Below are 17,025 nucleotides of genomic sequence, written 5' to 3'. Positions count from 1 at the left end.
TCTAGTAACAACCGCCTCCGCGGCCGGATTCATGCAAGCATGGGCAGCATGTCCCAGCCCCTCGCTCCCGGCGGCATCCTGGCCGGCCCGTCGCGGCGTCCCAGCCCACGCGCCAAACTGCTGTGGGCGCTGAGCGCCGCGCTGTCGTGGGTGGTGCCGATCCTCGGAGTGGGGGTCTGGGCGCTGTTCGACACACACCGGCGCGGCCTGCAGGCGCTGGTATTCGGAATCGTGCTGCTGGCAGCGATATTCAGCATCGTGGCCATCCCGCTGTGGCGCTACGCCGTGCACCGGTGGGAGATCACCGACGAGGCCGTCTACACCCGGACCGGCTGGTTCACCCAGGAAAGCAGGGTCGCGCCCATCACCCGCGTGCAGACCGTGGACACCTACCGCGGACCGCTGGAACGGCTGCTCGGGCTGGCCACCGTCACCGTCACCACCGCCTCCTCGGCCGGGGCCGTGCACATCAGCGCGCTCGCCCTGGCCGACGCGCGCGACACCGTCGCCCAGCTCACCGCCATCGCCGCACAGCACCGGGGGGACGCCACATGACCCAGCCGCCACCGCCGGATCCGGACGTGTTCCCGGATTCCTATCCGACGGAAGTGCTTTCACCGATCACCGCGGGATCGGGACCGGGGACGCCCCTCGGCCCGGACGCCGAGCACTGGCAGCGGCTCGACAAGCGCATGCTTTTGGTCCACCCGGTCACCGAGCTCATCCGCTTCATTCCGGTGCTGATCGCCACGCTGGTGGCGGGCGCGAGCCGGGACAATCCCGGGTGGAGCCTGGCCGTGGTGGCGATCATCGTCGGCTTCGCGCTCACCCGCTGGTTCACCACCACCTATCGCATCACCCCCGACAATGTGGAGCTGCGCACCGGACTGATCCAGCGCAAACGACTGTCGGTGCCGCGCAACCGGGTCCGATCGGTCGATGTGCAGGCCGACCTGCTGCACCGGGTACTCGGACTGGCGGTGCTGTCCATCGGCACCGGGCAGCACGCGGAGAAGCGGGAACAGTTCAAACTGGACTCGCTGGATGCCAAACTGGTGCCGGAACTGCGGCTCGCACTGCTGGCGCACACCCGGGCGGGCACGGAATCCATTGACGCCCAGACGGTTACGACCGACGGCGAAACACCGGACGCGACGCCCGGCCATCCCGTCGTGGAAATCGCGCACTGGCAACCGGATTGGGTGCGGTACGCGCCACTCTCGTTGACCGGCTTCGCAATCATCGCGCCGGTCGTCGGTCTGGCGTTCCAGTACGGGTTCGCCCAGCTCTTCCTGAGATCCGGCACGGTCCAGGATGTCGGGCACCGCAGCGCGACCGTCATCGCGGGGGTGATCGCGCTGCTCGTCGTGATCCTGGTCGTCGTGGTCAGCCTCGCCGCCTGCGCGCGCTACCTCATGACCTGGTTCGGCCTGAACGTGCTGGACGACGGCAAGACCCTCACCGTGCGGCACGGGCTGTTCACCACCCGCCAGACCACCCTCGACCTGGCCCGCCTGCGCGGCGCTACCGTCAACGAGCCCCTGCTGCTGCGCCTGGCCGGAGCCGCCGAACTCGAAGCCATCATGACCGGCACCAGCCCGCGGCAGAAGATCCTGCCGCAGGCTCCCCGCGCCGCCGTGCACCGCACCCTCGCCCATCTGCTGGGCACGTCCACCCTTCCGGCCGAAGCCACCCTGCCGGTACCCCCGCTGGTGACCGTGCCGCTGGTCCCCCACGGCCCGGCCGCCCACCGCCGCCGCTACACCCGCACGCTGGGCCCGCTCGCGGCCATCGCGGTGCTGCTGCTCGTCATTTCCCTTGCGGGCGGCCACGTCCCGCTCTGGATGTGGATCACCCTCGCCATCGCCACCCCCATCGCCGCCGCCCTCGCCTGGGACCGCTACCGCGGACTCGGCCACGCCGTGCTCCCCGCCGCCGACGGCAAACCGGCCTGGCTCATCACCCGCAGCGGCTGCCTGGATCGCGACCGCGACTGCCTGGAGGCACCCGGCGTCATCGGCTGGACCGTCCGCCAGACCCTCTTCCAGCGCCGCGCCGGTGTGGCCACGGTCGTGGCCGCCTCCGCCGCGGGCAAGAAGCGCTACCGCGTCATCGACCTGCCGATCGACCAGGCGTGGTCCCTCATCGACGCGGTCACCCCCGGACAGCTGGGCACCCCCGCCGGGCGGTGACCGAACGGCTCGGCGGCGCATCGAATGTTCCACCGCCGAGCCGAATTCAGCGCGGTCAGCCGAGCACCGGGTAGTTCGAGCGAATCACGTTCTGCGGGTCTCGCTCACGCTTGATCGTGCGCAGGCGGTCCAAGGTCGCCGCGTCGAAGGCCGCGGCGGCCGACTCACCGGGGGCAAGGAAGGTGAAGGGCTTCTTGCCCGTCACCAGCGCGCCGAACTCCGCCACCAGCGCATTCGTCCTGGCGTGCACTGCCTCTCGCAGGTGGGGCAGACCGAGGCCGAGGGTGGAGACGAGGTAGCGGTCGGAGAGCGCACCGCGCGCACCCGCGGCCGGGCGGGCCAGCGCGCCGCCCAGATGGCGGACCTGAACGCTGACCAGCGGTGCGAGGGGTTCGCCGAGAATGATCTTCTCCGCCGCCGGGGACAGGTCGTCGAGCAGCTCGCCGCGGGTGATGGCCGGGCTGGGATCGACCGGCTCCTGGGTGATGTCGCCGAGGTCGGCCACCGACCGGGCGGCCCGCGTGTCGGTGAGCGCGCCGCCGATCCGGTCCAGCGCGGACACCAGGGTCCGGCCCTGCTCCGGATCGCCCAGATAGGCGAGGTCCACGCCCACCATCTCCGGCGCCTGCGGGAACCGGAAGCGGTTGAACCACACCGACAACTCATCGGGAGCTCGAGAAGCCAACTCGCGGAAGGCTTCCCACACCTCGGGCAGCCGATCGGCGGTCCAGGTGATGCGGCCGCCGTACAGCCCCGGCGCCGGGAAGAGCTCGAACTCGAGACCCGTCACCACGGCGAAATCGCCACCGCCACCGGACAATGCCCAGAACAGGTCCGGATCACCGTCCGGGGTCACCCGGGCCGGGCGGCCCTCGGCGTCCACGATCTCGAAGGCGCGCACCGCGTTCGACGCCCAGCCGTACTTACGGCCGAACCAGCTCTTGCCGCCGCCCAGCGTGTAACCCGTCACGCCGACCACCGGATTGCTGCCCGCGAGCCCGGTCAGACCGTGCCCGGCCGCGGCCTCCTGCACCTGCCCCCACCGCACGCCCGCACCGACGCGGGCCACCCGCGCGACCGGATCGATCTCGAGCCGGTTCAGCGCGCCGGTCCGTAGCAGGATCGCGCTGTCGACGCCGCCTGCCGCGCCGTGCCCGGTCGGCTGGGTCACCACCGGGCGGCCCGCGGCACCCGCGTAGCGGACCACGGCCGCCACGTCCGCGGCGTCGGTGACCTCGGCGACCGCCGCCACCGGCTGCGTCACGGCCAGGCTCCACGGCCGCGCGGCCTGCTCGAAGTCCGCGTCACCGGACTCCAGGACGCGGCCTCGGACAGCATTGCGCAGCTCGTCGAATCCCATCGTCTTCCCTCGTTCCCGCTCGTGATTGCGATTCACGAGGGGGACGAGACAGGCCGCCGAAGTGTGACAGCGCGGCGAAAGAAGTCGGAAAACCGCAGCACGGTGCGGTCAGGCTCCGGTCCGGGCCAGGCGGACGGTCGCCCGGTAGTAGAGGTACATGCCCGCGGGCAGCAGACCGCAGATGAGCAGCAGCATGGTCGGCCAGTCACCCATGAGCAGGGCGTACCCGCTCGGACTGAAACCCGCGCAGATCAGGAAACCCAGGACCCACACCAGGATCGGCAGGGCCATCACCCCGATCCGCTTGGTGATCACACCCATGCCCATCACCAGCAGCACGTTCACCACCGCGGCGGCCAGGGCCGTGAGCGGCACCGCGATCGCGCCATCGGTCATGCTCGAGGCCAGGGTGCCCGCGGCCAGCACCGGCGTCGGCTCCGGGATGTGGGCCCGGCCGGCGTAGATCGGCAGGAACAGCACCTCGAACCCGAGCGTGATCACCGCGTCGGCCAGCAGCAGCGTGCCGATCAACGCGGTCAGCACCCCGCGCACCGGTCCCGCCGCCAGCACCGCATCGCCCGTCCGGGCACCGACCGCCGCCGTCACGGCACCGGCGGGAATCCGAGCAGCGTCAGCAGCTGACTCTGCATGTCCACGAAGCCGTAGAGCACCGAGAGGTACAGCTCGTGCTGCCACTCGAAGTAGGGGCGCTGGCTCTCGACGAACGCCGCGATCGCGTTCTGCAGGTCCCAGTTGTACATAGCCTCAGTCTCTCATTCCAGGCCACCGAGAAGATCATGTTCGCGGCCGTCGGGGCCCAGCGGGCCGCGCTCGCCACGCACCAGAATGTAATGCTCCTCCGGCAGCACCGGCTGAGCGACATCGTTCGACAGTGCGAACTCCCGGCCCGAGGGGGCCACCGTCACCTGGGTCGCGTGTGCCCGCAGGGCCGCGCGCTTGGCCGCCAGCACATCCGAGACATCCACCGTCGTGGTCACGGATTCCGCTGGCACACAAGCCAATTCGCCCACGTGCGGCAGCCGCCAGCCGCGCGGCAGCGCACCCGGCAGCTGATCCACCGTGCGGCGCTTCAACGACTCGGTGTGCATGGCCAGCACGGTGCGGTCGGTGACCGTCCAGTACACCTTCGGGACCGTCCAACCCCAGTCCGAGGCGGCGTCGACGGCCGCCATGGTGATCTGGTGCGCGCGAACGTGATCCGGATGCCCGTAGCCGCCGCGCGGGTCGTAGCCGATCACCACGCGCGGACGCAGCTCCAGGATCACCTGCACCAGCGCGTCGGTCGCGGCGGTGCCGGAGTTCACGAAGGCACGGGGATTGCGCGCCGACGGCGTCCCGGCCATGCCGGAATCCCGCCAGCGGCCCGCGCCGCCCAGGAAATGCGGCACCCCGGCATCCAATTCGGCCAGCGCCCTGGTCAATTCGAGAATGCGGTAACCGCCCAGCTGGTCGGCCTGCCCGGCCACCAGATGCGCGTAGTCGTCGCCGATGACCTCGCCCTCCTCGCCGAGCGTGCAGGTCACCACGGTGACGGGGAGGCCGCGCTTGCGATAGTGGGCGATGGTGCCGCCGGTGGTGATGGACTCGTCGTCCGGATGCGCGTGCACCAGCAGCAGGCCGTGCCGGGAAGCATCGAGAGGATTCACGGCAGCCTCCGCCAGTTGGCGGCATCACCGAAGATGCCGGTCTGAATGGCGCCGCTCAGCGAGGCCCCGTCCACCCGCGGGCCCGCCGCGGCGACCTGGGTGTCCTGCACGATGGGCAGCACCGTCGCCAGTTCCCACAGCTTGGGCTCGGTCTCGCCGATCACCTTGCCCACATCGACGCCGCGCAGGGCCGCGTCGATGGCGGGCTGCAGGGTCGGATCGCATACGCCGGACACATTCGACGGGGACTTCTTCGCCCCGTCCGCGACGGTGGTGTCGGCGGTGTCACCCGGCGGCGCCACCGGCGTGCATCCGTACCGCGACGCCAGCACCGTGGCCGGATCCTCACCGGTGCGTTCCCAGCCGACCACGGCGTCGACCCCGACGTCGGTCAGCTCCTTGCCGTACAGCTGCGAGGCCGTGACACTACGCACGACGACATCGATTCCGGCACTGCGCAATTGGTCGGCGGCGGTATTGGCCACCGCCAGCGTGGTGGTGTCGCCGTCCACCGCGCCGATCCGCACCGTCAGCGATTTACCGTTCTTGGCCAGCGACCGCGGCTGCGGGGCGGGCGAGGTCGCCGACTGCGTGGCCGGCGTCTCCGCGGCCCGCGCGAATCCGGCCTCGGCCAGCAGCCCGAACGCCTCCTCCTGGCTCAGGCGCGGCGGCTGGGTCGCGACATAACCCGGATCCGAGGGCGAAAGTACTTGCGCCCGAGCCGGTTCCACCCAGCTGCCGGTCTGCGCGCCGACCGTGGCCAGCAGCACCGGGTCCAGCAGCGCCAGCACCGCGCGCCGCACCCGGACATCCGCCAGGTCGCCGCTGCGACCGTTGAGCGCCAGCTGCATCTCCCGCGACTGCGGCATGGTGGCCGTACGCACCGACGGAATCGCCGCCAGCTGCGCCTGCAACGCCACACCGCCGTGCACCAGCGCCATCTGCGCGTCCCCGACCCGCAGCGACTCCGCCACCTGCGCGGGAGTTCCGCCGCGCCGCAACAGAATCTGATCCGGCACCGCGGGCTGACCCCAGTACCGGTCGTTGCGTTCCAGCAGGATCTCCTCGCGGCCGCGGTCGGCCTGCTTGATCCGGAACTGGCCGCCGGATATCCGGATGGTGTCGATCAACCCCTGCTCGAAACCCGAGTCCTTGACCAGATGCTGGGGCAGCAGATCCGAGAACAGCTGCCGCCAGGCGGGATACGGCTGCGTCATGGTGACCGCCACCGTCTTGCCGCCCGCCGACGAACTGACATCCGAGATCAGCCGATAGCCCGCGGGATCCACCGTGCCCGGCTGCGTGATCATCTGCTGCCAGAGATATTTGAAGTCCTCGGCCGCGATTGGCGCGCCGTCGGACCAGGACGCCTCGTTCTTGAGCTGGTAGGTGATGGTGAACGGCTCCTGCGCCGTCACATCCGCCGACACCATGAGCGCCGGATCCAGTATCCAGTCCGTGCCGCCCGGCACCCCCGGCGTCGGACCGGGCCGGAACGGGCTCGGCAACACCATCGAAGCGACCGCCGCCGTCGCCGGCGACTGCTGCGACCGCAGATGCGGATTGAACCCGATCCCGATGTCGTCGACCGCGACCACGACGGAGTTCTTCCCCGGCTTGGCCGGCTGCGTCTTCGGACTGTCGGTGGATTCGATGGGCGGTGGCGGATTCGCGGTGCATCCGGTCGCGACCGCCAACAGGGTCGCCACCATCAACAGCACCGCGCGCAGCTGTGTCATTTGCCCTCCGCTTCGCTCCGGGCGGATTCGCGGCCCCGAGGTCTGAATTCTTCCCTCCTCCGCTCCTCCGCTTCGCTCCCCCGCTCCGTCAGTCCAGAATCGAGACGGCCGCGAATCATCGCGCGATGATTCGCGGTGCCGGGTTGCCTGCACAGTTCGCGGCGCGGAGCGCCGCGAACTGAGTGCGCAAGAGATCCTAGGCGAGCACCCCAAGGGCCGGGCAACGACTCCTGCCCGGCCCCGTGCTGATCGACTGGTTACTGCGCCGCGCGGTCGCGGGCCTTGCGGCGGGAGATCTCGCGCTGACGGTCGTTGGCGTTCAGGATGACCTTGCGCACACGCACGATCTCCGGGGTCACCTCGACGCACTCGTCGGCGGCACAGAACTCCATGGCGCCCTCGAGATCCAGCTGCAGCGGCTTGGCCAGGGTCTCGAGCACGTCACCGGTGGCGGACCGCATATTGGTCAGCTTCTTCTCGCGGGTGACGTTGATGTCGAGATCCTCCGCACGCGGGTTGATGCCGACCACGTGGCCCTCGTAGGTGTCGGCGCCCGGCTCCACGAAGAACTGGCCACGGTCGGCCAGCTGGATCATGGCGAACGGGGTGACCGAACCATTGCGGTCGGAGACCAGCGAACCGGTGTGGCGGGCGCGGATCTCACCGGCCCACGGCGCGTAGCCGTCGAACACGGCGTTGGCGATACCGGTGCCGCGGGTCTCGGTGAGGAAGTCGGTGCGGAAACCGATCAGGCCACGCGACGGGACGATGAACTCCATGCGCACCCACCCGGCCGAGTGGTTGCTCATCTGGACCATCTTGCCCTTGCGGGCGGCCAGCAGCTGGGTGACGGCGCCCAGGTACTCGTCCGGGCAGTCGATGGTCAGCTCTTCGAAGGGCTCGTGCACCTTGCCGTCGACGGTCTTGGTGACCACCTGCGGCTTGCCGACGGTCAGCTCGAAGCCCTCGCGGCGCATCTGCTCGACCAGGATGGCCAGCGCGAGTTCACCACGGCCCTGCACCTCCCAGGCGTCCGGGCGGCCGATGTCGAGCACCCGCAGCGACACGTTGCCGACCAGCTCCTGGTCCAGGCGCGACTTCACCATGCGGGCGGTCAGCTTGTGGCCCTGCACCCGGCCGACCAGCGGCGAGGTGTTGGTGCCGATGGTCACCGAGATGGCCGGCTCGTCGACGGTGATGCGCGGCAGCGCGACCGGGTTGTCGACGTCGGCGAGGGTGTCGCCGATCATGATGTCCGGAATGCCCGCGATGGCGACGATGTCACCGGCCACGGCCTCCTCGCCGGGCTGGCGCTCGACGCCGATGGTCTTGAGCAGCTCGGTGATCTTGACGGTCTTGACGCCGTCGCCGTGCATCCACGCGACGTTCTGGCCCTTCTTCAGGGTGCCGTTGTGGATGCGCACCAGGCCGATTCGGCCCAGGAACGGGGACGCGTCGAGGTTGGTGACGTGCGCCTGCAGGGTGGCCTTCGGGTCTCCCTTGGGGGCGGGAACGTACTTCATCAGGACCTCGAACAGCTCGTCGAGGTTCTCCGCGGCCGGCACCTGGCCATTGTCGGGGCGGCTGGTGGACGCCACGCCCGCACGGCCGGAGGCGTAGAGCACCGGCAGGTCGAGGGCCAGCTCGGCGGCCTCGGAGGCCTCGTCGTCGAGGTCGGAGGCCAGGTCCAGCAGCAGGTCGTGGGATTCCTCGACGACCTCCTCGATGCGGGCGTCCGGGCGGTCGGTCTTGTTGACCACCAGGATCACCGGCAGCGAGGCCGCGAGGGCCTTGCGCAGCACGAAGCGGGTCTGCGGCAGCGGACCCTCGGACGCGTCGACGAGCAGCACGACGCCGTCCACCATGGACAGGCCGCGCTCCACCTCACCACCGAAGTCGGCGTGGCCGGGGGTGTCGATGACATTGATGACGGTGACCGATCCGTCGGCGTTATGCCGGTGAACAGCGGTGTTCTTGGCGAGAATGGTGATGCCCTTCTCGCGCTCGAGGTCACCGGAGTCCATCACTCGGTCGACGAGTTCGGCACGTTCGGCGAACGCACCGGATTGCCGGAGCATGGCGTCGACCAGTGTTGTCTTGCCGTGGTCGACGTGCGCCACGATGGCGACGTTGCGGAACTCGACAGACGACACGTTTGATTCCTCCTGGTGAAAAAGTCTGTTGCCGACCCGGATGGGTCTCATGCGTGGGGCTGCCTACGACGAGACATGGCGAACTCCACCGGGCATGCGGCGAGCTACAGACTACCGGGCGTACTAGGCCACATGGTCAATGGGCAGAGGTTAGGTTAAGCTAACCAACCATGGGCAAGGTGAAGGCCAAACACGTATCCGGTCTGAAGCCGAAGAAGAAATGCTGCCGCAAGAAGACGCGATGCCTGAAATGCCCGGTTGTGATTACGCGGATGAAAAAGGCCGAAGCCGCAGGCTGCTGCGGCAAGGAACTCAAGAAGTGCCTGAAACTCGCGCGGGCGGCCTGAAACCGGAGTACACCGGAGTCATGAGTCCTGCGCTGCTCTCCGACGACGACATCGCCAAGGCCCTCACCGAACTGCCCGAATGGACCCGTGAGGGCAACAGCATCACGCGCACCATCCAGGCCCCCTCATTCCTGGCCGGCATCGAACTGGTGCGCCGGGTGGCCGCCGCGGCCGAGGCCGCCGACCACCATCCCGATATCGATATCCGCTGGCGGCGGGTCACTTTCACGCTGTCCACCCACTCCGCGGGCGGTCTCACGAAACGCGATATGGCTCTCGCTCACGAGATCGATCAACTGCACGCTCAGAGCTGAGCCGCCCGGCCCGGATCATCCACGCATAGAGGGCCAGCACCCCGATCGCGTTCGCCGCGCCCAGCCAGGCCAGATAACCCGGACGCGAGATATCCCACATCGACTTCTGCAGGGTTCCCAGCATCCAGGGCACCCCGATCACCGTTGTGAACAGCCAGTACGCGGCCATCAGGCGCGCACCGGCGGCCTCGCGCAGCGGACCGTGGAGGAGCCACAGAATCAGCGGGACCAGGCAGACCCAGTGGTGTGACCAGGAGATCGGCGACGCCATCAAACCGAACAACTGCACGATGATCAGCGTGCCCAGCCGATCATCGGAACGCAGTGCGCGCCAGGCGAAGAACGCGAGCACGGCCGTCACCACCACGGATGTCTTCCACAGCAGCCCGGACCCGATGTCGTGGCCGGCCAGGCGGCTGAGCGCCCCGCGCAGCGACTGATTGATCACCGAACCGACCGGCCCGATGCGGCCCGGATCGCCGACCAGGTCCCCGAAGTACCTCCTGGTTTCCCCCGGCGTGAGCAGGAAGGTCAGGCCGATGGTCCCGGCGAAGGCCACCGCCGACCAGATCACCGCGAGCCACTGCCGGCGGGCCACGAAATACAGCCCGGTCACCGCCGGGGTCAGCTTGACCCCCGCACCCAGGCCGACCAGCGCACCCGACACCCACCACCGGGCACTGCGCGCCGCGACCATGGCGAGCAGCACCAGGAACACATTGACCTGGCCGTAATCGAGGGTGGACCGCACCGGTTCCAGCCACATGCCACCCGCGGTCCACGCCACCGCGGTGGTGCGCCAGGACTGTTCGTGCATGGCCTCCCGGCCCACGATCATCTCCAGCGAGATCCACACGATGCCGAACAGCGCCGCCGCCGTGGCCAGCAGCCAGCCGACGGCCACCACGTCGAAGGGCAGGAAATGCAGCGGATACAGGACGAGCGCCGCGAACGGTGGATAGGTGAACGGCAGCGGAAATTGTGGTGACCGGCTGGAATCGGTCCAGTCGTAGAGGTTCCCGCGGAATAGATTCGCGGCCCCTTCGACATAGACGTGCAGGTCCACGAGGATCAGATTGCTGGGCCAGAACAGCGCCCACAGCAGGCGGACCAGCACCGAGATGCCGAGGGCGGCGGCAGCCAGGCGGAAACGTCGATTCACGGCACGGGCTTTCGGTCGGGTGGATCACCGACCGGAATTCACGGCTGGCGAGCAGGCCTTTTCGGCGCTCGATGAGCGTAGCCGGACCAACGATCATCCCGCGCACCCCAAATATTAAGGGCACCACCGACATTCGAGGCGCCCGAGATATTCGGGACGCGGATCTCGCGCTGAAAATCTCACCTCACCGGTCGGACAGCTCTTGCTCACGAGTTCGATCGACCGGATGTCCGGGGCTGAGCCGGCCCGCCCGGATGATCCAGGCATAGAGCGCCAGCACGCCGAGCACGTCCACCGCGCCCAGCCACGACAGGATGCCCCGACGCGAGATGGTCCAGATCGAATCCTGGAAGAAGCCCAGTACCCAGGGCACGCCGATCAGCGTCACCACCAGCCAGTAACCGGCCAGCACCCGGGCGCCCGCCGCCTGCCGCAGCGGGCCGTAGCACAGCCACAGGATGACCGGCAGGAGCCAGATCCAGTGGTGCGACCAGGAGATCGGCGACACCATCAACCCGAACAGCTGCACGATGATCAGCGTGCCCAGCCGATCGTCGGAATCCAGTGCGCGCCAAGCGAAGAACGCGAGCACGGCCGTCACCAGCGCGGCCGCGATCCACACCGGCCCGGACACCACGTCGTGACCGAGCAGCCGGCTGAGCGCGCCGCGCAGCGACTGATTGGTCGCCGATCCGACCGGCCCGATGCGATGCGCGTCGCCGAGCAATTCGCGGAAGTACTTGTCGGTCTCGCCGGGAGCGAAAAGATAGGTCAGCAGAATGGTCCCGAAGAAGACCACCGCCGACCAGATCGCCGTCAACCAGCGTTTGCGGGCCGCGAAATACAGCCCGGTGACGGCCGGCGTCAGCTTGATGCCGGCGGCCACGCCGACCAGCGTGCCCGACACCCACCAGCGCGCGCTGCGGACCGCGATCATGGCGAGCAGCACCAGGAACACATTGACCTGGCCGTAGTCGAAGGTCGAGCGCACCGGCTCCAGCCACATGCCGATCGCCGTCCACGCCACCGCGGCGGTGCGCCAGGACCGTTCCCGCATGGCCTCGCGGCCGACCATCATCTCCAGCGCCAACCACACCACGCCGAACAGCGCCGCCACCGTGGCGAGCAGCCATCCGATGGCTACCACCGCGAAGGGCAGGAAATGCAGCGGATAGAACACCAGCGCCGCGAACGGCGGATAGGTGAACGGCAGCGGAAAGTCCGGCGTCTTACTGGAATCGGTGTAGTCGTAGAGATTCCCGCCGAACAGATTCGCGGAGCCGTCCACATAGACGTGCAGGTCCACGAAGTTCATGCCATTGGGCAGGAACAGAACCCACACGAGACGGGCCAGCACCGAAATACCCAGTGCCGCGGCGGCCATGTGGAAGTGTCGATTCACGGCACTGTCTTTCAGCTCGGGCGGGTCACCGGCCGAGTGCACGGCTGGCGAATGCGGCTTGCGGGCCTCGCGAATGCGGCGTTGCGGTGGCCCCGGTAAGCGTAGTCGCCCAGCAGAATGTCTCGTGCAGCGCGGACCCTTCGCTGTAACATTTGCATCACCGACCCCATCTGTAACAGGCACTCTGGTCGCCCGTTCGATAGCGTCAGCTGATCGAGTTCGCCAAGATCACACCGCGGCTGTACAACACGGCAGCCCGGTCCCTAGAGTGGCGCGGAGCGATGGCTCCATCGCTGCTAGATGTCCCTGAAGGTAAGGACGGCTACACCAGTGCTTCGCACCCGAGGATCGCGGTTCGCAATGTCCGCATTGGCCCTGGCGGCCTGCGCCACCGTCGCCGTGCCGACGGCCTACGCGAACCCCGCGCCGGCACCCAAGAGCGCGTCGATTCCGATGATCCCCGAAGGGGTTCCGGTCGACGCGCTGGCCTCGCTGGTCCCCGCCATCATCGGCGCGGCCACCGGTCCCGCCGATATCGCGGACGCGGGCCCCAAGAACGCCATTCTCGCCCAGGCCAAGCAGCTGCTGGAGAGCAGCAACCTGCCGGCGCAGGTGAAGACCACGCTGCTCGCCGTCATCACGTTCCTCGACGGCAGTGGCGGTGGCGGCCCGGACATCCCGAAGGATGGCCCGGTCATCTCGCAGTTCCTGTGGCCGACCATCGGTAAGGGCTGCATCTCCCCCTCCGCCGACTCGGTGGGCACCGCGCTGGCCGTCGGCGGTCCGGCGCAGCTGCCCCCGCCCGGACCGGCGCAGGGCCAGGCCGGTTTCGTGTTCACCGCGCTGGGCACCAAGCAGCCCACCGATGTGCAGCCCGCCCCGATGACGGTGCAGTGGCTGAACCTCGACACGCGCGCCACCGCGACCCAGAACCTGACCAATGACGCGCACATCAACCCGGACGGCCCGGCCACCCTGTCGGCCATCGCGAACACCGGTTCCGGTCGCGTGGTCGCCATCGTCTCGGGTTCGCTGACGACTCAGGCCGATCCGGAGTCGCAGCCGATCACCTGCTCGTTCCTGCCGACCATCGGATTCTTCACGGTCGCCTGACGGACACCCCGACGTAGCCGAGAATTTCGCCCCTGTTCTCCTCCGTAGCCACACGGAAGGGACGGGGGCGAAATCGTTTGCACGGCGGGTTTCCTGTGGTAGACCGACAACTATGGCCGCTGTGACCAACCCCGTACGGGGACTGCATTCGCGCCGGTCGATCCTCTCGATTCGTTCCGAGGGATCGATCCTGTCGATCGGCTCGGCCTATTCGATCCTGTCCATCGGCAGCGTGGGCTCGGTGCTGTCGATCGGGTCGGTGGGCTCGTTCGGCTCTCTCATCTCCTCGGCTTCCTTCGGCAGCCTCGGCTCCGCCTTCTCGGCGCTGTCCCGCTGGTCCCTGTTCTCCTGGAACGGGAACGGTGAGGTCTTCGCCGACGGCAGCGGCGAGGACGAACACACCGACCCCCACCTCATGCTCCGGGTCGTCCCCGAGGAGCCGGACCTGGCGACCGACCCGACCTGCCACTGCCAGACCTAGTTACCACCATTGGCCGTACTGCGGGGCGAGTACGGCATTGACGTCCACGGAGACGCCGTCGACCTCGCGCTTGTCGATCTCGAACTGGTGCAGGGTGGCGGCAGGGTGGACGTAGCCCTTCGGGGTGCCCCAATTGTGTTGCCAGAAGAAGGAGCACAGGCCCGCGTCCCGAATGTTGTCGATGGTCGGCGAGTTCGCGTAGACGCCGGTGCGGCCGTGCCCGATGACGGTCTCCCAGCCGCGCAGGTACGGCTCGATGAACTGCTCGAAATCGTCGTCGCCGGGGTTGTCGTCGATGGAGGCGTAGATGGGCGCGGTGTCGGGCCCGCCCGCGGCCTTGTGCAGGATCAATCCCCGTGCGGCGTGCTGCAATCCGGCCGCGTAACCGCCGCGCCAGTCGGCGGTCGGCCCCTTGCCGAACTGGTAGCAGGAGACCACCGACAGGCCCGCGTCGCGCAGGGCGTCGACCTCGCGGGCGAGCAGCGGTTTGCCCGCCATCCATTCGGCGCCGGGCCGCCGGTCGGAGACGTAGCGGATGACGCCGATATGGCCGTCGTCGCTGATGGATTGGGCGGAGGGGACACCGCCGGCGTAGTCGAGGAGGGTGCCGAGCTGTTGCCTGGCTGCCGCGGCGGCGGGTGGGAGGGTCAGTCCGGGGGTGACTCCGGCGGCGAGAGCCGTGGCCCCGGAGAGGAATTTCCGTCGATTGACATGGGCAGGACGCATCACGGGCTCCTTCGCACACACTCGCTGGTCGAACATTCCAGTCGTGACGATGGGGAGACGGCGTCTCACCGGTGACCGGTTGGAACTACTTGCGGCGTGCCCGGCGCACCTTCCCCGATGAAACAAGATCATCCGTGCGCCGGGAGCCCTGAACGTGCCCTCATTTCACCATATTCACATTGGAATCGCCAGGCTCATCGAGCACATCGGCACCATATGTCACATCGGGGCGAAACCAGGCAACGACCGGCCGGTGGCGAATCAACAGCTATCGAATTGCCGCGGGGCTGGGACCTCAGACGCGCGTCGAGTCCAGCCGGGCGCCCACATCGATGGTCCGGCGCGACACGTCGGCCACCTCGGCGCGCACGACCTTCGCGACCTGGGCAGCGATCTGCTTGCGCATGCCGGCCAGCTTGCCCAGCGCGGCCGCCCGCCAGCCTTCGGCGGTCATCTCCAGATCGATGTCACGGGCGCGCGGCGGCACCGCGTCGATGACGATCAGCAACGGCTCGGCGGCACGCGCGGTGAGGGCCACCGGCACCTGCACCTCGGCCCGATAGCGGTTGGTCTTGAGCACGTCCACGGAGATGTCCAGGCTCACCGGAATGGTGAGGTCGAAGCGCACGAGCGCCGGATCGTGGGAATTCGCATGTGCCTCGGCCGCCGCGGCCGCTGCCGCCGCGGATTCGGCCGCGGCATGGGGCAATTCGGCGATCCGCGGCTCGGGCACGGGCGTAACGGTGACCGGACCGGCGGCGGCGACCCTCGGTAGTCGCACACTGCCCTGCACCCAGACCTCGGCCTTGTTGCCCGGGCCGGTGCGCAGCGGGCCGACCTCGATGGGCTTGCCCGCCATCGATTCCACCACCTGCCGCACCCGTTCCGCGGTCACGATGCGCGCGAAGAACCGGCGGCCGAATTCGTCGTAGCCGATCCACTCGTGGGTGGGCCGCCCGCGGTAGGCCGAGCGGGTGCCGTCCATGATGGCCTGCACGTCGAAGGTGCGGCCGCGCTGCGAATCCGGGTCGGCCAGAATGGCATTGATGCGATTGGCGACCTCGCGCTGCACCAGTTTGGCGATCGGGTCCAGCAGCAGTTCCCAGGCGGTGCCGATGGCCTGCGCGCGCATGACGAAGCTGACGTCGCGCCCGGTGACCGGGGGGATGTCGATGACGATGAGCAGCGGATCGGCGGTGCGGGCGTGCATGCTGAGGTCGATCTCCACCACCGCCTCCAGCCGCAGCCGCTGCCCGCCGAGGGTGACGTCGACCCGCAGTTTCACCGGGAGCATGACGTCGAAGTGCACGTGCGGCCCGCGCCGGATGACGGTGGGTTTGCCGATGCTGCCCTTGGCCACGAACCGGGCGAGCCCGGCGGGCCCGATTCCGAAGGGGCCGATGGTGATTCCGCGCCCGGCCACGCTGGAGACCGCCGATTCGATCCGGGTTTCCGTCACCGCCGCCGCCACGAAACGTTCGCCGAATTCGGCGTAATCGATCCAGGTCGGTTGGTCGGACGACGTCATCAGCTACTTTCGTCGGGCGGGGACCCCTGTCCTGCCGATGAGGGGGCAGCAGGACAGGGATCAATCGACGACGCTGCCGGGCGCCGCCGAAACCCATCGTAAGCGGAAGATGCGCTCAGTAGTACACCCCGCCCCGCGTGTTTCCAGAATGTGGAATCAGCGTGTTCCCAATCGCCCGAAGCCGACCAGCCCTGATGTGCCGGACGGTCGGAATTTGTGGATGGCGACACCGCCGGATTCACCGGCCTCATTGCCGCCCACCGTGGTGATGGTATCCGAATCCGCCGCGATAACGATATTCGTGTGCTGATGGAACACACTGGAATCCGAGTACATCACCACATCGCCGACCCGCGGTAGATATCCGTTGTTCGCCTGCTCGAAACGGTGCTGTCCCCGGTAGTACTCCTCCAGGGTGTACACGCCGGGAATCCGCCAGGATCCGGAATTCGGATTGCTCAACGGTTGTCCGGCCGCGCGCATCACCCAGCTGACGAAGTCGGCGCACCAGGGTTCGGCAATGCCCTCGGAGTATTTGTCCCTACCGCTCTGTTCGTCGAATTGCTGTCGCAGAACATCGACCACCTGCGCCTGCCCGGGACTCAACCCGGCGAAATCGACCTGCGGAAAGTCGTGCAGCAGACGCCCGTCCAGCTCCGGCGGGCCGTAGGGCTCCTCGTGCCGGTGCTGCTGCCACCACCGCACGCCGAGCACTCCCCCGGCACTCAGCGCCGAAATCACCACCAGCGCAACGGTGCTCACCACCAGCCAGCGCCGCCGTCTGCGCTGCGGGCGCTCGAACTCGACTGTCATACGGACCTCCCCCGTTCCGGCCGGCCGT

At 68.5% G+C, this 17,025-nt stretch carries 17 protein-coding genes; 6 read left to right on the top strand and 11 right to left on the bottom strand.

Annotated elements, in window-relative coordinates; all coding sequences use genetic code 11:
- Positions 1–48 precede the first annotated feature (48 nt).
- Together ACFXKA_RS12425 and ACFXKA_RS12420 are read left to right on the top strand one after the other, a co-directional pair.
- Positions 49–555, top strand: a complete 507-nt coding sequence (locus tag ACFXKA_RS12425) for a PH domain-containing protein (RefSeq protein WP_354833582.1) — start codon at positions 49–51, stop codon at positions 553–555.
- Between the two features lie 137 nt (positions 556–692).
- Positions 693–2,192, top strand: coding sequence for a PH domain-containing protein (locus ACFXKA_RS12420; protein WP_379427450.1), 1,500 nt, complete (start codon positions 693–695; stop codon positions 2,190–2,192).
- A gap of 55 nt (positions 2,193–2,247) precedes the next feature.
- Here the strand turns inward: ACFXKA_RS12420 and ACFXKA_RS12415 are convergent, their stop codons facing one another.
- The 6 genes from ACFXKA_RS12415 to typA all read right to left on the bottom strand — a co-directional run bounded on the left by ACFXKA_RS12415 (position 2,248) and on the right by typA (position 9,111).
- Positions 2,248–3,588 carry an FAD-binding oxidoreductase gene (locus ACFXKA_RS12415; RefSeq protein ID WP_379427259.1) on the bottom strand — a complete coding sequence of 447 codons (1,341 nt, stop codon included), beginning with the start codon at positions 3,586–3,588 and terminating at the stop codon, positions 2,248–2,250.
- Between the two features lie 72 nt (positions 3,589–3,660).
- Positions 3,661–4,158 (bottom strand): hypothetical protein, encoded by a 498-nt coding sequence (locus tag ACFXKA_RS12410; RefSeq protein WP_354833576.1) that lies wholly within the window; start codon positions 4,156–4,158, stop codon positions 3,661–3,663.
- Positions 4,155–4,313 (bottom strand): hypothetical protein, encoded by a 159-nt coding sequence (locus ACFXKA_RS12405; protein ID WP_326306468.1) that lies wholly within the window; start codon positions 4,311–4,313, stop codon positions 4,155–4,157. The genes ACFXKA_RS12410 and ACFXKA_RS12405 overlap by 4 nt, the downstream gene beginning before the upstream one ends.
- Positions 4,314–4,325: 12 nt before the next feature.
- Positions 4,326–5,219 carry an N-acetyl-1-D-myo-inositol-2-amino-2-deoxy-alpha-D-glucopyranoside deacetylase gene (gene mshB, locus ACFXKA_RS12400; protein ID WP_354833574.1) on the bottom strand — a complete coding sequence of 298 codons (894 nt, stop codon included), beginning with the start codon at positions 5,217–5,219 and terminating at the stop codon, positions 4,326–4,328.
- Positions 5,216–6,958, bottom strand: a complete 1,743-nt coding sequence (locus tag ACFXKA_RS12395; RefSeq protein ID WP_379427258.1) for an ABC transporter family substrate-binding protein — start codon at positions 6,956–6,958, stop codon at positions 5,216–5,218. Before ACFXKA_RS12395 ends, mshB begins: the two co-directional genes overlap by 4 nt.
- Positions 6,959–7,215: 257 nt before the next feature.
- Positions 7,216–9,111 (bottom strand): translational GTPase TypA, encoded by a 1,896-nt coding sequence (typA, locus tag ACFXKA_RS12390; RefSeq protein ID WP_354833570.1) that lies wholly within the window; start codon positions 9,109–9,111, stop codon positions 7,216–7,218.
- Between the two features lie 170 nt (positions 9,112–9,281).
- Here typA and ACFXKA_RS12385 point away from each other — a divergent pair, with 170 nt between their 5' ends.
- The gene (locus ACFXKA_RS12385; RefSeq protein ID WP_354833569.1) at positions 9,282–9,458 is read left to right on the top strand and encodes a hypothetical protein; all 177 of its coding nucleotides are present in this window, start codon (positions 9,282–9,284) and stop codon (positions 9,456–9,458) included.
- Positions 9,459–9,478: 20 nt separating this feature from the next.
- Positions 9,479–9,772 (top strand): 4a-hydroxytetrahydrobiopterin dehydratase, encoded by a 294-nt coding sequence (locus ACFXKA_RS12380; RefSeq protein WP_379427449.1) that lies wholly within the window; start codon positions 9,479–9,481, stop codon positions 9,770–9,772.
- On the opposite strand, the gene ACFXKA_RS12375 is transcribed toward ACFXKA_RS12380, so the two are convergent.
- Together ACFXKA_RS12375 and ACFXKA_RS12370 are read right to left on the bottom strand one after the other, a co-directional pair.
- On the bottom strand, positions 9,714–10,934 hold the full coding sequence (locus tag ACFXKA_RS12375; protein WP_379427257.1) for a mannosyltransferase: 1,221 nt from the start codon (positions 10,932–10,934) through the stop codon (positions 9,714–9,716). The two genes, ACFXKA_RS12380 and ACFXKA_RS12375, sit on opposite strands and share 59 nt — an antisense overlap.
- A 184-nt stretch (positions 10,935–11,118) precedes the next feature.
- Positions 11,119–12,351: a mannosyltransferase gene (locus ACFXKA_RS12370; RefSeq protein ID WP_379427448.1), complete on the bottom strand. Its 1,233-nt coding sequence runs from the start codon at positions 12,349–12,351 to the stop codon at positions 11,119–11,121.
- A 345-nt stretch (positions 12,352–12,696) separates the two neighbouring features.
- On the opposite strand from ACFXKA_RS12370, the gene ACFXKA_RS12365 reads away from it, so the two are divergent.
- Positions 12,697–13,449: a hypothetical protein gene (locus tag ACFXKA_RS12365; protein ID WP_354833565.1), complete on the top strand. Its 753-nt coding sequence runs from the start codon at positions 12,697–12,699 to the stop codon at positions 13,447–13,449.
- A gap of 112 nt (positions 13,450–13,561) precedes the next feature.
- The gene (locus ACFXKA_RS12360) at positions 13,562–13,930 is read left to right on the top strand and encodes a hypothetical protein (RefSeq protein WP_364606939.1); all 369 of its coding nucleotides are present in this window, start codon (positions 13,562–13,564) and stop codon (positions 13,928–13,930) included.
- Here the strand turns inward: ACFXKA_RS12360 and ACFXKA_RS12355 are convergent, their stop codons facing one another.
- The 3 genes from ACFXKA_RS12355 to ACFXKA_RS12345 all read right to left on the bottom strand — a co-directional run bounded on the left by ACFXKA_RS12355 (position 13,931) and on the right by ACFXKA_RS12345 (position 16,997).
- Positions 13,931–14,656, bottom strand: coding sequence for a DUF1906 domain-containing protein (locus ACFXKA_RS12355; RefSeq protein ID WP_379427256.1), 726 nt, complete (start codon positions 14,654–14,656; stop codon positions 13,931–13,933).
- A gap of 295 nt (positions 14,657–14,951) precedes the next feature.
- Complete coding sequence (locus ACFXKA_RS12350; protein ID WP_379427255.1) at positions 14,952–16,184, bottom strand: hypothetical protein; 1,233 nt, start codon at positions 16,182–16,184, stop codon at positions 14,952–14,954.
- 156 nt (positions 16,185–16,340) lie between these two features.
- A complete protein-coding gene (locus ACFXKA_RS12345) occupies positions 16,341–16,997 on the bottom strand; it encodes a CHAP domain-containing protein (protein ID WP_379427254.1) in 657 nt (218 codons plus the stop codon).
- Positions 16,998–17,025 lie beyond the last annotated feature (28 nt).

The sequence above is a fragment of the Nocardia sp. NPDC059228 genome (genome assembly GCF_042754245.1).
Taxonomy (GTDB): Bacteria; Actinomycetota; Actinomycetes; order Mycobacteriales; family Mycobacteriaceae; genus Nocardia.
The sequence above is the reverse complement of the archived record's forward strand: the minus strand, read 5'-3'. Positions and strand labels throughout refer to the sequence as shown.